The following is a 15239-nucleotide window of genomic DNA, read 5'->3' on the forward strand; positions in this document are numbered from 1 at the left end:
CGCCCCTTACAGTTTGTCGCGAAAACTGTACCAGAGCATCGCCAGGATCAGCAGTGGTGACCGCAAAGCTGCCCCGCCAGGAAACCGCTGTGTGGGGACCGAGGCCATCAGATCAAACCGCTCGGCTTGTCCCGCAATGGCCTCGGCCGCGATCTGACCCGCAAGAGAGGCCATCGCGACGCCATGACCCGAAAACCCCGACAAGCTCAAGATGTTGCCTCGCAACCGTTCGAAGTGGGGCATCCGGTTCATCGTGATCCCCAGCGTTCCGCCCCAGGCGTGGTCGATGCGCACGTCGCTCAGTTGCGGAAAAATCTCGAGCATCGGCACCCGCACCGCGCCCGCAATGTCATCGGGGAACTTGTAGCGATAGCTTTCGGTGCCGCCAAAGAGCAGGCGGTGGTCATCTGAGAAACGAAAGTAGTTCACCACAAACTTGCTGTCCGCCACCGCGTGGTTGTTGCGGATAAGCTCTTCTTGCCGCTCGGGCCCCAAGGGTTCGGTCGCCACCACATAGTTGTTGATCGGCATCACCCGAGCCGCGACATGGCCATTCAGGCGGCCCAGGTATCCATTACACCCCAGAACGACGTGATCTGCGGTAACGGTTGCGGCGTCTGTCTTGACCACGGCAGGCGCGGTTTCTTGCAGAGAGGTCACCCGCGACTGCTCAAAGATCCGAACACCCGCTGCCTCGGCCATGCGGGCCAAACCCAGCACAAATTGAAGCGGATCAATGTGGCCCGCGTCCTCAAAGATTCTACCGCCGAAATAAGCAGGCGAATTGACCAGCGACCGCAGTTCATCCCGATCCAGCGCGCGAATGTTTCTGTACCCGTATTTGTCCTGCAGGTGTTTGACATAGTCGTGGCTGTGTTTGACATAACGCGCCCGGTGATCGGCATGAATGATACCTGGGTGGAAATCTGCATGCACCAGATCGGATGTGCTGAGGTCACGCACCAGATCCACGGACTGGCGCGCGATCTGCCACAGCGCCTGCGCGCGGTCTTGGCCGACCATATCCTCAAGCTCGTCCTGCTCAACTCGCTGCCCCTGCCCCACCTGGCCACCGTTGCGACCCGAAGCGCCAAAGCCCACGCGCTGCGCCTCGAGCAGGATGACATCATAACCGCGCTGCGCCAGATGAAGAGCACTGCTCAGGCCAGTAAAACCGCCGCCAACAACACAGACATCGCACCGCAGATCACCCTTGGCAGGAACACGCAGTTCCATTGTGTTCGCATGCGCGTTCACCGCGTAGTAGGAACCGGGGTACCGGCCCGGTTGATCATTGATGGTCAGCAGATCCATGTTGCGTTCTACTCCATGCTCAGGACTGGGTGGTTCTGAGCAAGATTACGCGCCCTGCCTCTTCAAATCCAGATATGATCAAATTATTTTTCTGAATTTTTCCTGTATCCTTGGCGCAAGTAATATTTTGATCATTAAATCCCGGCCCGCAACGCACATGTTGGGTCAAAACCCCGCATTGCACCCGGGCCTCAGTCGCGTCAGTAACCCTTGAACAAAAGGTTTACTCCATGACCCCAGACAGATCGCCAAGGGCTGACATCACCCGCTCGGACATTCGTTCGTTGTTGACCCTTTTCTACGCGCGTGTGCGTGCCGACGAAACCATCGGTCCGATCTTTCGCCATCACATCGGCGACGACGATGCGACATGGGCCGTGCATTTGGCCAAGATCGAAGATTTCTGGGCCAATGTCATGCTTCGTGACCGGGCCTACCAGGGCAATCCAATGCAAACCCATCTGGGCATGCCCGAGATCAAGTCACATCATTTCGACGTCTGGCTAACCCTGTTCGAGCAAACCGCACAAGAGGTTCTGTCACCCGACAAGGCCAAACTATTCGATCTGATGGCGCGGCGCATTGGTCAATCGCTGCTCATGGGCATGCAGCGAGTGTACTCGGGGCAGGTGCCGAACCTGGGTTAACGCGATCCGCCTTGGACTTGGCCCGCGCTCTGTCTGAATGCGCGTGGAGAAGACCCCGTGCCCGACGCAAAGACGCGCGAGAAGTGCGCAGGATCGGAATATCCAAGTTCATATGCTATTTCAGCTACCGACAAATTGGTAAAAATCAACTTCCGTCGCGCCTCTCTCAAGACCCGGTCGCGAACAAGGACCGAGGCTGATCGCCCGGTTTCTTGCTTGGTCACCCGATTGAGGTGCGTGGGCGAGACGGCGAGGGTCTTGGCATACTCTGCGACCTTGAGCTGCCTGCGAAACTCGGCATCAATCAGCGTTTCGAACCGCTGCACCAGCCCACCTGACACACGTGGCGCATCCCGCGGTGAAAGGACCTGCATCTGTCGCGCGATCTGCCCCAACAGCAGACCCGACAAAGATCGCAATATCTGTGCGCGTCCAAACCCTCGATCAAGATACTCGTGATGAAGCGTGCTGATCGCATTGGACAGTTCCTCAGATGCCAGTGAAACAGTCGGCGCCGCTAGAACGGCCCGTACCCCTTCGCCCACAGGCAACAGTTCGTCCAGCAATTCATTGGTGATTGTCAGAACCCAACCTTCGGTGCCTGGAACAAAGTCGAACCCATGCACGATGCCCTGCGGCACGTTCACGAAACACTGGGCCTCGAGCTCTTGGATCGTTCCATCAAGGTTGGCCGTTCCACCACCTGCCTGAATGACCAACACCTGGTGCAGGCGCGCGTGGCGATGGGGTTTGAGCTCCCAATTGTGCAATTTCGACCGTGTTTCAATCCGTTCGCAGTGCACCACATCCGGCAACTCGGCAGTTTCTCCAAACAGGTTATAGGTTTGGATTGTGGTCAGATCACTCTGTTTGCCCATGTTCGAAATATGCAAGTTTCTGCCGGTCCTGTCCATTCCCCAGACTCAGCGCCTTGGAAATAATCACAGGCTAGGGAGACGCGAACATGAAAATTCAAGTTGCCATCATTGGCGGTGGCCCCTCGGGGTTGTTGCTGTCGCAGTTGCTTCACGTGCGGGGCATAGAAACCATCGTATTGGAAAAACACAGCCGGGACCATGTGCTGGAGCGCATTCGGGCTGGCGTGCTGGAGCACGGGTTTGCGGACCTGATGCGCAAGGCGCAGTGTGGCGACAGGATGGACGCCGAAGGAGAGATCCACCACGGGTTTTACATCGCACGCAACAATCGCAAGTATCGGGTCGACCTGAGCGGCCAGACCGATGGAAACTCGGTCGTGGTCTATGGGCAGACCGAGGTGACCCGCGACCTGTATGAGGCGCGCGATCGTATGAACGGAACGGTGCTACACGATGTTAAGGACGTCGAACTGCACGACGTGACCAGCGCGGCGCCCCATCTGACCTTTCTCTCAAACGGCGATCGCAAAAGGATCGATTGCGATTTCATTGTCGGGGCGGACGGTTTTCACGGGGTCAGCCGCAAGTCCATCCCCGCGGACGTTCTGAAGGAATACGAAAAGGTCTATCCTTTTGGCTGGCTTGGGGTTCTGTCGCGGACAAAGCCCGTGTCACCAGAATTGATCTATGCCGCCAGCCCGCGCGGGTTTGCGCTCTGCTCCCTGCGCAGCCAGGTGCTCAGTCGCTATTACATTCAGGTTCCCCTATCCGACAGCGCCGAGGATTGGAGCGACGAGGCCTTTTGGGCCGAACTCAAGCGGCGCCTGCCCGATGAGGTGAGCTCGAACCTGATTACAGGCGCCTCGATCGAGAAGTCCATCGCACCACTGCGCAGCTACGTGGCCGAACCGATGCGATATGGAAACCTGTTTCTGGCTGGGGATGCCGCGCATATTTTTCCACCAACCGGGGCGCGGGGATTGAACTCAGCAGCGTCAGACATCCACTACCTGTATGAGGGTTTTGTCGATCACTATTTGAACGGGGACAGCACCGGGCTGGACGCCTATTCAGACCGCGCCCTGGCCCGCGTCTGGAAAGCGCAGAGGTTCTCGTGGATGATGACGTCGATGCTGCACAGCTTTGATGGCGAAAACTCCTATGATCGCCGGTTGCGTAAGGTCGAGTTAGACTACCTGTTGTCCTCCGCCAAAGCTCAGGCCGCCTTGGCAGAGAACTACGTGGGCCTGCCTTATTAGCCCGGAGACACTCCCGCGCCCGCGCCAACCTGACTGCGTCAGCTCAGCGAACGGCCTTGGGCCGAGCGCCTCGCCTATCGGCTCGGCGCGGCACCGCTTGGCAAACAGGGAGCGTGTGACATCAAACCTTGGGCGGCAAGCGCCAACCGCCGAGCGAAGCGAGGCCCGGCCCAACGGGAGGAGGTTTTTCTGCCAAGAAAAATTGACGACGGGCGGGAGCGCCCCCGATCTCGGACTTCACGCGTCGATTTCGACGATTCCACCAGGTTCCGCGGCGCGGGATTGGCAAGTGATAATTGCCGTTTCCCGTTGCTTGTTGGACAGAACAAAATCGCGATGCTCTACCTCGCCAGAGATCAAGCCGCATTTGCAGACACCGCAGATCCCGTCTGAGCATTTGATGTCAACAGGCAACCCGTTCTCGACCATGACATCGGCTGCGGTTTTGTCTGCGGGCACCTCCAGCACTTTACCGGAACGCGCCAATTTCAGTGTGAAGGGATGGTTTTCGTATTCAGGCTGTTCCGGCACACTGAAATACTCCAGATGCCGAGCCTCTTCGGGAAAGCCTTGCCGCTCGGCCGCTTGCATTACCCCGTCCATGTAGCGATCCGGTCCGCAGGTATACACGTGCCATCCTGTCCGGTAGCCAGCCAACACCTGATCCAAGTCCGCGCGGTTGCCCAGATCCGAGAAATGCAAGTGCACCCGATCCGACCAGGGAACTATGGCCAGATCTTGCAGATACCCCGCTTCATCCTTCCGGCTGGCAGAGTAGTGCAGTTCGAACTCTGCACCGAGATCATGCAGCCGATGAGCAAAGGCGATCATCGGCGTGATCCCGATCCCGCCGCCCATCAGAAACGTCCTGGTAGCGGTCTCTTCCAGTTCGAAATGGTTGATCGGCTTAGAGATAAAGACCTTGCGCCCCTCGGTGAAAATTCGATGCAACAGGGCCGATCCCCCGCGCCCTTCCTCCTCGCGCAGCACACCAATTTGATACGAGCTGGTATCCGCCGGGTTGCCGGACATGGAATACTGCCGCAGAAACTCGGGCGCGACGACTACGTCCAAATGCGCGCCGGCGGTCCATTCAGGCAACGGCGATCCGTCGAGGGTAGAGAATTCGTATTTGGTGACCCCTGCGGTCATCTTGTCGACCTTGGTGATCGAGACCTGAATGACCGGCGCATCCCCGTCATTGGCAAACCGGTGCACCATCGAGGTATCACCGCGCGCCAGCCGCTCCTTGTACTCGTCGGCAGGGATCATTGCCTCATACGCCGCAATCCCGGCCTCGCGGTCCATTGGAAAGGGATAGGGATAGGGCGGCGGAGCAAGTGGTGCAGGATAAACAGCGAGTGTCTGGTCCTCGTACTTCAGGTCCAGATCCCGCTGCAGATCGCGCCGGTTCACGGAATGCTTGGGTTTGCGATAGCCCCCGCTTTCGTCCAGCTCGACGTCCCACCACCACTTCTTGACCTCATTGAGCCCGCCATTGCCAACGGCGTCATCCAACTTGGCCAACATGGGCGCTGACGATGGAACATTGGTTGCCGCCCATCGGAACGGCGCCTGTGAAAACAGACCTTCCAGGTTCCACGGGCACGTTTTCATGCACCGCCCACACATCGCCCCGCCCTGTTGCGTGATCCGGTATGTGGTGCACTTCTGGCTGTCGGACTTCCAGATTTCATAGCCGTTGAACATCAGCTTGGGGCCGGCGGTGATCGCCCCGGACGGACATTCGCGCGCGCATTTGTTGCACGAGTTGCAAAAGTTCTGCAGGCCAAAGTCGATGGGCTTGTCGTGCGCCATTGGCATGTCTGTGGTGACCGCGCCAGATTTCAGGCGCGGGCCAAGGTACGGGTTCAAGATAACCTCGCCAATCCGGCTGACCTCTCCCAAACCGGCCAACAACAGCAGCGGCGGTTGCAAAACCTCACCGTCCATCACCGTGTGCGCCTTGGCGCTATAGCCGAGGTTGCGGATCTGTTGCGCGATCACCCCGCCGAGCAGCGAAAACCGCAGATAGGCCCGCATGGATTGGCTGACCGCGATCCAATCATCTCCGCTGGCCCCCTCCATCGTTTCAAACCCCTGATCGATGATCATGCTGACAGCTTTGTCATGGGGCGGGTTGATTGGCTGACCTGCCGCGTCATGGCTGTACCAGCTCCATTCCGGGCATCGGCTGGTGCCGACAGCATCGACGCCCAGAAAATAACTCGCTGCCTTCAGGTTGTCGGCATTGCGCTGCTCTTGTGTCGGGCGCGCGCCTTGCGGGTTTGCATCACCATCCTGCAGCAGGACAAAGGCCCCAAGCGCGCGGCGCTGCGCAAAGCTGGGCGCGGATTTGCGGACATAATGCCCGCCCCGTGCGGCCTCTTGATTGCCTTTGCCCATGTCGCCAAACAAGGAGCGCGCAAACATGTCGGCCCGTTTGGGCACGCGGGCAACGTTGGCCTCATCAATGTAGGTCGTGGGTTTATCCACCCGTTTGAGCCGCTCAAAGGGGTGTGCCCCATCGACGTAATTTCGCCGAGCAAAGGGATCTCGGTTCAAGGCGGATTTGGCAAACCCTTTGCCCAGCCACCACGCCGGGCCTTGGGTCTTGAACCAGGGCTGTTCGGACATCGGAGCCAATGGTTGATCGCTGGCCAGGTCCATTTCGGTCGTGATAGCAGCCAGACCAAATCGCGTGCCAAGCCACGGCGCGATCAGTTCTCCCTGCTCGGCGGTGACCAGTCCTGCAGAGACGGCAAGACGGCCCAGGTCCACTTCGGTCGTGGTCAGGGTATGGGCGCGCGCCTCGTATCCCAGAAGGCGTATGTAGTTGGCGATCACAACGGCCGTTTCGGTTCCACGTAGACAGGCGCGATGTTCCTGCGCATCCAATATCCAGTCGCTGCCCGGTTCATCAGATCGAGGATCGCGGGTGTACTCATACAGAAAGACAATCGCGTTCTTATGCCCGTCCACTGGGGTGTCCGGCGCTTCGATGCTTTCTTTGAGGTCGGCCATGATCATGTCGATGCCCGAGGCAAAGGTCTTGGTCTGCCGGGTTTTCAACGCATGCGCCAACCGTTCGATGTCGGGGTTTCTGCGCGGGGCGTCCAGAATGGCATCCGCTTTCAACCGCCCTACCCCCACCATCGAGGCATCATTGTAGTAACCAAACGCCTTGAGGTGATTTGACCGTTCTTGCGGATCGCTGGGAATGTCTGATTTTGCCTTGTTCACGAACCCATCTCGGATCGCGTCCATCATCGCCTGGAACTCTCCCATTGCGTTGACGATGCTTTCGGGGGTTTCAGGCCGCTCAAAACTTAGGGTCGGCATTACTGGCACGCGCGACAATTCTGGCGCCGATGACAGTCGGGACAATCGCTCCAGCGGGTAGGATCCCATGTGAACCGGCCGGTTCCGATCCGAAAAGAATCGAAGTCCCATGCGCCATACCCTCCCCGATTGATGACAACCTCATTGGCTTGGCAGAAGAAGCCGCAGATCAGTTGCCATGTCAACACCTTCGCTCACAACGTTCGAAAGATGCAATAACGAAAAAAACCGAAACCATATCGAAAATCCCTTCGTGACATTCGACGACAGAATGCCTAAGTAGCACGCAGTGAGTCACCAAGGGCTGCCAACCATGGATGCCGAAGAACGACACGACAAAATCCTGGACCTGCTGCGCGAACACGAGCGCGTGAACGTTGATGACCTGTCGACGCTCTTTGGCGTTTCCAACCAGACCATTCGGGCCGACCTGCGGGATCTGAGCAATCGGGGTCTGGTCACGCGGACCCACGGGGGTGCCGTGAGGGTCGATCAGGTGTCAAACCGCGAATATGCCGAACGGCGCAAACTGAAAGGGCAAGAGAAAGAGGCGATGGGGGTGCTGTGTGCCTCGTTAATCCCCGATACCTGCTCGGTCAGTTTGAATATCGGCACATCAACCGAACAGGTCGCCAAGGCGCTGTCGCATCACAAGGATCTGACCGTCCTGTCCAACAACATCAACATCATCAACATCCTGATCGGCACCCAATCCAAAGAGCTGATCTTGGTCGGCGGTGCGGTCCGTCAAAGCGATGGTGCCATTGTAGGTGAGGATGCGGTCGAATTCATCGAACGCTACAAGGTGGACTATGCGGTCATCGGGGCCTCGGCCCTGGATATGGATGGCTCGGTTCTGGATTTTGACACCCGCGAGGTTTCGGTGGCCCGCGCGATCCTGCGCAATTCGCGGATCAAGATCCTGGTTTGTGATAGCTCAAAATTCGAACGCTCGGCACCGATCCGCATCTGCGCTGTTCAGGACCTGGACTATGTGGTGACCGACCAGATGCCCCCGATGGAATTTATTGAAGCAGCCCGCGCAGGGCAGACAGAGATTTTGGTATTGGACGAGCTGAATGCAGGTTGACGCTAAACGCTCCGAAGGCGAGCCGCTGGATATTTTCATCATCGGCGGTGGGATCAACGGCTGTGGCATTGCCCGCGACGCGGCAGGCCGTGGCTTTTCGGTCGCTCTGGCCGAAATGAACGACCTGGCATCGGCGACGTCTTCGGCCTCGACCAAGCTGTTCCACGGTGGGTTGCGGTATCTGGAATTTCTCGAGTTTCGCCTGGTCCGAGAGGCCCTGATTGAACGCGAAGTTCTGCTGAAGGCCATGCCCCACATAAGCTGGCCCTTGCGGTTTGTCGTGCCCTATCACAAGGACATGCGGTTCGAGAGCGACACACCCGTATCCCGCCTGTTGGGCACGGTAATGCCCTGGATGAAAGGCCGCCGCCCCAGTTGGTTGGTGCGGCTCGGCCTGTTTTTGTATGACACGATGGGGGGGCGTGAAATCCTGCCGTCGACCAAGACGCTGGATCTGAAAACAGACCCGGCTGGACGTCCCTTGCAGACCAAGTTCCAGAAGGCGTTTGAATATTCGGACTGTTGGATTCAGGACGCACGTCTGGTGGTATTGAACGCCCGCGATGCGCAAGCCCGTGGCGCGCAGATCATGACGCGCACCAAAGTTGTCAGCGCCGAACGCACAGATGACCTGTGGGCCATAACGACCGAGGACATGGCGACCGGAAATCGCCATACCACTCACGCCAAAATGCTGATCAACGCAGGCGGTCCATGGGTGGGCGACATCATCCACAACACGCTGCGCGTCAACTCGACCGAGGGTGTGCGGCTGGTGCGTGGAAGCCACATCGTAACCCGTAAACTGTTCGAGCACGACAAGGCCTATTTCTTTCAAGGCACCGATGGGCGGATCATCTTTGCTATTCCCTATGAGGGCGACTTTACCCTGATCGGCACCACGGATGCAGATCACGCTGATGCCAGCACAAAACCCGAATGCACCGAGGCCGAGCAGAAATATCTGCTCAACTTCGCCTCGCAATATTTCGCCACTTCGCTGAGTGTCGATGACGTGGTCTGGAGCTATTCCGGCGTGCGCCCGCTCTATGACGACGGTGCAAAGTCTGCGACGGCGGCGACGCGGGAATACGTGCTGACGCTGGACCAATCCGACGGGGCGGCGCTGTTGAATGTCTTTGGCGGCAAGATCACCACATACCGCAAACTGGCAGAGGCAGCGTTGGACAAGGTAGCCAGGGTTTTCCCCGACACCGAACCCAACTGGACCGAAGGCGTCCCCCTGCCCGGCGGCGATTTCCCGGTCGAGGGGCTGGACAGCCTTATCGCCTCGACCCGAGCGCAATATCCGTTCCTGGATCAGACCTGGGCCACGCGGTTGGTGCGCGCCTATGGCACCGAAGTCCCCGAGGTTTTGGGGAATGCGGCCACAGAGCAAGCCCTTGGTCGTGATTTCGGTGCGACCCTGACCGAACGCGAAATCAACTGGTGCATCGACAACGAATGGGTGCGTTCTGCCGACGACATGCTGTGGCGCCGGTCCAAGCTTGGTTTGCGTCTGACCTCGGATCAGGCCGCCGCAGTTGAGGCATACATAACCAACGCGCTGCAGCCGAAACCGGCGAAAGCCAGCTGAACCGCCATTCCCACTTGGCGCGCCTTGGCGGGCTGGTTAAACAGGGTGTCCGACCCAACCCGACGGAGGCCCCCTTGGACACCGGACAGCGCATCGCCCAGACCATCGCAACCGAAATCAGCGCCCGCCCCCAACAGGTGCGCGCCGCCGTTGCCCTGCTGGACGACGGCTCGACCGTGCCCTTCATCGCGCGCTATCGCAAAGAGGCAACGGGTGGGTTGGACGACACCCAACTGCGGCAGCTGTCGGACCGGCTGACTTACCTGCGCGAACTGGACGCACGGCGGGATACGATCCTGACATCGATCAAGGACCAGGGGAAGCTGACTGATGACCTGGCCAAATCTATCGCGCTGGCCAGCACCAAGGCCGCGTTGGAAGACATCTATCTGCCGTACAAACCCAAGCGTCGCACCAAGGCGATGATTGCACGTGAAAACGGGCTGGACCCACTGGCCGAGGCGATTTTGGCGGACCGGACGCAGGTACCGGAAACCCTGGCCGAGGCCTATGTGACAGAGACCGTGCCAACGACCCGCGACGCCCTGAACGGCGCTCGTGACATCATTGCCGAAGGGTTGACCGAAAACGCGGGCCTTTTGGGTGAGCTGCGTAAGTTCATGCAGGCCGAGGCGTTTTTGACCTCCAAGGTCATCGCGGGGCAAGAGACCAACGGCGCCAAATTTTCAGACTATTTCGATCACCGCGAACGGTGGGCAGATGTACCTTCGCACCGGGCGTTAGCCATGTTGCGCGCGTCAAAAGAGGGGGTGGTCACGCTGGACGTGGCCCCCGACCCGGAAACCGGCGCCGATCGGGCCGAGGGAATTGTCGCCGCCCAATTGCAGACCCGCAGCGATACGGCGGGAGACAAGTGGTTGCGCAAGGTTGCCGGCTGGACCTGGCGGGTCAAGCTGAGCCTGTCGATGATGGTTGAACTGATGGCCGATCTGCGCAACCGCGCTCAAGAGGATGCGATCACCGTTTTTGCCCGCAACCTGAAGGATCTGCTCTTTGCTGCCCCGGCGGGTGCACGCCCGACCTTGGGCCTGGATCCTGGTATTCGGACCGGCGTCAAGGCCGCCGTCGTCGATACGACCGGCAAACTGGTGGCGACTGAGACACTCTATCCGTTTCAGCCAAAAAACGATGTGCGGGGTGCCGAGGCCGCGATCCTGAAGCTGATCGCAACCCATGGGATTGAACTCGTCGCGATCGGCAATGGCACCGCAAGCCGCGAGACCGAGCGGTTGGTGGCGGATACATTGAAACTGTTGCCCAAAGGGGTGAAGGCACCGACCAAGGTCGTGGTGTCCGAAGCCGGTGCCTCGGTCTATTCGGCATCCGAATTGGCGGCGCGCGAGTTTCCCGATCTGGACGTGTCGCTGCGTGGTGCAGTGTCGATTGCACGTCGCCTGCAAGACCCGCTGGCGGAACTGGTGAAGATCGAGCCCAAATCCATTGGTGTGGGTCAGTATCAGCACGACGTCGACCAACACCGGCTGAGCAAATCGCTGGCGGCTGTGATCGAAGACGTGGTGAACGCGGTCGGTGTCGACCTGAACACTGCCTCTGCCCCGTTGCTGGCCCATGTCTCGGGCCTTGGACCTGGATTGGCCGAGGCCATTGTCGCCCATCGGGACATGAACGGGGCGTTTGGCGCGCGCAAGGATCTGTTGAAGGTGTCGCGCTTGGGTCCGCGTGCCTTTGAACAATGCGCGGGATTTCTGCGTATCCGCGATGGGGCCGAGCCGCTGGATGCCTCGTCTGTTCACCCTGAAGCCTATGATGTTGCGCGGAAAATCGTTCAGGCCTGCGGGCGGGACATTCGTCAAATCATGGGCCAGGATGGTGCGTTAAAATCACTGCGCGCCGAACAGTTCGTGGACGAAAGCTTTGGTCTGCCCACGGTTCGCGACATCTTTGACGAGCTGGAAAAACCCGGCCGCGATCCCCGACCCAGTTTTGTCACGGCCTCTTTTGCCGACGGGATCGAAGATATCAAGGACCTCAAGCCCGGCATGTCGCTGGAAGGCACGGTAACCAACGTCGCGGCCTTTGGCGCCTTTGTCGACATTGGCGTGCATCAAGACGGGCTGGTGCATGTCAGCCAATTGGCGGATCGTTTCGTCAAGGACCCCCACGAAGTGGTCAAGACGGGTCAGGTGGTGAAAGTGCGCGTGACCGAAGTGGATGTTGCACGCAAACGCATCGGATTGAGCATGCGCAAGGATGGCGGCACGTCTGACCGTTCCGAACGGGGCAACCGCGGATCCGCGCCGCGCGGCAAACCTCAGGCCAAGGGGCGAGGACCGCAGAAAGGCCACCATCAGGCCAAATCAAACCCAAAGACACCTGACACAGGTGCGTTGGGTGCTGCCCTTATGGATGCACTGAAGAAAACGTGACGTGGAAGACGCGCCTTTGCCTTCTCGCGCAACCTTGCGCTGAGTGGATTTGCGCCCCAAGTTCGAACCCAGTTACCGTGAAAAAATCGTCAAAATTCGCTTCACGTTTCACGGAATATTGACCCGATAATCGCAATTGCAGACGGTTGGGCCGCAACCTGACGAAGCAGAATCGATGAGGGAGCAACCGGGCATTTCGCATGCTCCCGGTGCTCGGATGATGTTTCGCCGGATTATGTGGGCAGGCCCGTGCTGATCCGACATCGGACCATGAACTTTCAGCTGCACTGAAAGTACCCCAAAAGATACGGATCTTGGGATACAGGCGCGCGTTGAGTGGCCGTGCTGCCTGTTTCGTCTGAGTCCCCAACTTGGACGAAAAACGAGGGCCTGACATGATTCCCGTCGGGCCCTCGTTCATTTCAGGGAATATTTCTAAGGATTGGTCGCAACACAATACCAGACATCTGATGGAATACCGACGGCACGCAGCGCCCGGAACAGATCGGGAAGTCCGCCGATGTTACTTGTGCAACAGCCGAACCGGGGCGTCGAATTCTTGGGATGAAACCAGCGTGAGCCCAGAAGTCAAAACACCAGAACGTGCGCTTTGTTCTTCGGGTGCGACGGGCAAGCCCATCACATCACAATCATCTGCCGACACGGATTTTGAATTCATCACCCGCTTCGTTTCATTTTCCTGGTCATAGGTTCCGCCCACCACATAGACATCAGCCAAACTGCCGTCGGGATAGGCCGAGAATGCCCCCAACCGAGCAACCCGCCCCACTGTCCACAAGGGCACGTTGCGCGCCACCTCGGTTTCAGAACTGATGCCGTCGATACCGGGTCCGTCCGCACGGGGCTGCGGTGCGAAGTCCGGAACTGTTCGCACGCTGTTGTTGCAGCGCAGCGTGATTTCTGCGTGCAATGGTGCGCCGGCTTCGTTGGTCAATTCCAACCTATAATCTCCAGTCGGCACGGATTGACCACGGTTGTCCCGGTTCAGACTTGGGGCAAAGGCCACAACAATCTGCGTCTTAGCCGTGTCACCGAAGCGACGTACGTAAGCCCGAGAAATCACAAACTCGCCCCGCCCTGTTACCAGACGCTTGCGGTCGACAGTGTATGACGCGCGTGCAATGGACCCATCATCGCCTACAATCTGACTGCGAGTCAGTTTTAGATCCACCTGATCCCCCCCGGGCCCGGTGATAACCAAAGTGGCACGGTTCAACTGTTCCAGCCACACTTCGACAAAGGAAACCGCCTGAACCTCAGGCTGGATCTGCCAGTTCACAACATCCGTTTCTTTGCACGGCAGCCTCATGTTCACGCGTTGGCTCTCGTGAGTAGCAGAGTCATTTGACATCACTACTGCTGTCGCCACGCCTTCGGCATTGCGCAACCGCGCCAGTCGTCGGATTTCACGTTCAAGGAAACCGGTGCCGTCCGTGGCATCGGACAAGTTCTTGTAGCTGATGTTAATGACTACCGCGACGCGGCGCGTTTTTCCTTTGTTGTCTTTCCAGTTGTCCGCCCACCGAAGCAAGCGGATCACTCCGGTCAAAACATAGAATTCCAGTCGCCCGGCCCAAGGTTCGTCGCTTGCCAACTTCGGCAACTGAACAAACATGACCGGTCGCGCATCGCTGGGGTTCTGAGCCGAGTGACTTTCGGTCGTTTGTGCATCCAGGTTGTCCTCTGTAATACGGGCTTCCAGCGGTCGGTTAATGTTTCGGGCCATGCATTTGCCAGCCGCCATCGCGATTGATTTCTGCTTGTTGGCATTCAATAGCCGATAGAATTCGACCTCGTCGACGGCACCGTCATAGATCATATCATCCATTTCAGCGCTCAAGTCGGACCCGTTCGAACTGTGTCCAAACTCCAATGCGGCTCCGGTCCTGGACACTGACCAGGACTGCCGCCAGTAGTGATCAATTCGAGAAGGAGCTGTGGAGTTCACCTCTTCCGTTTCGCAACGAAACCGCTCGTTTGCAACCGAGATTTCGTCATCAACGTATCCGGTGACAACCTTGTCGCACAGCGGACGATCTAAAACATAATGATGCTGAACCACAGCAGGCATTTCACCAGATGCAGCGTGTCGCGCATAACGTTTGGCACCGCGAAAAGCTCTGTCCAAGCCATCCAAGTTTCCAGATGTCACTAACCGTGAGATCGGAATACCCACACCGATGTGTAGTGTTTCGCATCCCAAGACGGAATCGTAGGCGATGGCTTCAGGGCGGTACAGAAAGAAACGCGTAAACCGCTCGACATTCTCACCGGCCAACTCTCCGACGATAATGTTGACCACCACAGCCAGAAAATCCCGATCATATTGGAGAGTTTTCCCTTTGTCGGTTCGGATCATGTGGTTGACCAAAGACTGAAGTGTCGACGTGTAATCGCCTTGTTTGCCCCGATTCAATTCGACAAACACAGGCTTCCAGACCCGCGCCCCCTTGGCCGATTTAGGGTCGCGCATAGCCTGTTCCCAGTCTTCAAAGGGTTCCACGATATCTGCTGGCTTGTTGCCCGACACCATCGACTTCGGCTCGTTCCAGATAACGTTCATGTCTACACCTCCCACTTGCACCGGGAAATTTGACATAACTGGCAAACAAGTACAGTTCGACGGGCACGATTCACGGTTTTTTTGCGATGCATTCACGCGTCAAACTAGAAACTAGTCAGG

General features: G+C 58.2%; 9 protein-coding genes. 5 read left to right on the top strand and 4 right to left on the bottom strand.

All coding sequences use genetic code 11. The features are described from left to right. Nucleotides 1–6: 6 nt before the first annotated feature. Nucleotides 7–1314, bottom strand: coding sequence for an NAD(P)/FAD-dependent oxidoreductase (locus tag TRL7639_RS21030; RefSeq protein WP_085797871.1), 1308 nt, complete (start codon nucleotides 1312–1314; stop codon nucleotides 7–9). A 230-nt stretch (nucleotides 1315–1544) separates the two neighbouring features. Here TRL7639_RS21030 and TRL7639_RS21035 point away from each other — a divergent pair, with 230 nt between their 5' ends. Beyond that, the gene (locus TRL7639_RS21035) at nucleotides 1545–1961 is read left to right on the top strand and encodes a group III truncated hemoglobin (RefSeq protein WP_085797872.1); all 417 of its coding nucleotides are present in this window, start codon (nucleotides 1545–1547) and stop codon (nucleotides 1959–1961) included. Here the strand turns inward: TRL7639_RS21035 and TRL7639_RS21040 are convergent. Next, complete coding sequence (locus TRL7639_RS21040) at nucleotides 1958–2839, bottom strand: helix-turn-helix domain-containing protein (protein WP_235820478.1); 882 nt, start codon at nucleotides 2837–2839, stop codon at nucleotides 1958–1960. The genes TRL7639_RS21035 and TRL7639_RS21040 overlap by 4 nt on opposite strands. 86 nt (nucleotides 2840–2925) lie before the next feature. On the opposite strand from TRL7639_RS21040, the gene pobA reads away from it, so the two are divergent. Continuing rightward, the gene (gene pobA / locus TRL7639_RS21045) at nucleotides 2926–4098 is read left to right on the top strand and encodes a 4-hydroxybenzoate 3-monooxygenase (RefSeq protein ID WP_085797874.1); all 1173 of its coding nucleotides are present in this window, start codon (nucleotides 2926–2928) and stop codon (nucleotides 4096–4098) included. Between the two features lie 237 nt (nucleotides 4099–4335). Here the strand turns inward: pobA and TRL7639_RS21050 are convergent, their stop codons facing one another. Next, on the bottom strand, nucleotides 4336–7551 hold the full coding sequence (locus tag TRL7639_RS21050) for a 2Fe-2S iron-sulfur cluster-binding protein (RefSeq protein ID WP_085797875.1): 3216 nt from the start codon (nucleotides 7549–7551) through the stop codon (nucleotides 4336–4338). 202 nt (nucleotides 7552–7753) lie between these two features. Between TRL7639_RS21050 and TRL7639_RS21055 the strand changes: the two genes are divergently transcribed. From TRL7639_RS21055 to TRL7639_RS21065, 3 genes are all read left to right on the top strand, one after another. After that, nucleotides 7754–8530, top strand: a complete 777-nt coding sequence (locus tag TRL7639_RS21055; protein WP_085797876.1) for a DeoR/GlpR family DNA-binding transcription regulator — start codon at nucleotides 7754–7756, stop codon at nucleotides 8528–8530. Further along, on the top strand, nucleotides 8520–10127 hold the full coding sequence (glpD, locus tag TRL7639_RS21060) for a glycerol-3-phosphate dehydrogenase (RefSeq protein WP_085797877.1): 1608 nt from the start codon (nucleotides 8520–8522) through the stop codon (nucleotides 10125–10127). The genes TRL7639_RS21055 and glpD overlap by 11 nt, the downstream gene beginning before the upstream one ends. A 74-nt stretch (nucleotides 10128–10201) precedes the next feature. Next, nucleotides 10202–12535: a Tex family protein gene (locus TRL7639_RS21065; RefSeq protein WP_085797926.1), complete on the top strand. Its 2334-nt coding sequence runs from the start codon at nucleotides 10202–10204 to the stop codon at nucleotides 12533–12535. A 523-nt stretch (nucleotides 12536–13058) separates the two neighbouring features. Here the strand turns inward: TRL7639_RS21065 and TRL7639_RS21070 are convergent. Next, nucleotides 13059–15215: a S8/S53 family peptidase gene (locus TRL7639_RS21070; RefSeq protein WP_133057687.1), complete on the bottom strand. Its 2157-nt coding sequence runs from the start codon at nucleotides 15213–15215 to the stop codon at nucleotides 13059–13061. Nucleotides 15216–15239: the final 24 nt, after the last annotated feature.

It is taken from the genome of Falsiruegeria litorea R37 (assembly GCF_900172225.1).
GTDB lineage: Bacteria > Pseudomonadota > Alphaproteobacteria > Rhodobacterales > Rhodobacteraceae > Falsiruegeria > Falsiruegeria litorea.

Coding starts and splice junctions, on each gene's coding strand:
- TRL7639_RS21030 (WP_085797871.1), bottom strand. CDS start 1,314: ATGGATCTGCTGACCATCAATGATCAACCGGGCCGGTACCCCGGTTCC.
- TRL7639_RS21035 (WP_085797872.1), top strand. CDS start 1,545: ATGACCCCAGACAGATCGCCAAGGGCTGACATCACCCGCTCGGACATT.
- TRL7639_RS21040 (WP_235820478.1), bottom strand. CDS start 2,839: ATGGGCAAACAGAGTGATCTGACCACAATCCAAACCTATAACCTGTTT.
- pobA (WP_085797874.1), top strand. CDS start 2,926: ATGAAAATTCAAGTTGCCATCATTGGCGGTGGCCCCTCGGGGTTGTTG.
- TRL7639_RS21050 (WP_085797875.1), bottom strand. CDS start 7,551: ATGGGACTTCGATTCTTTTCGGATCGGAACCGGCCGGTTCACATGGGA.
- TRL7639_RS21055 (WP_085797876.1), top strand. CDS start 7,754: ATGGATGCCGAAGAACGACACGACAAAATCCTGGACCTGCTGCGCGAA.
- glpD (WP_085797877.1), top strand. CDS start 8,520: ATGCAGGTTGACGCTAAACGCTCCGAAGGCGAGCCGCTGGATATTTTC.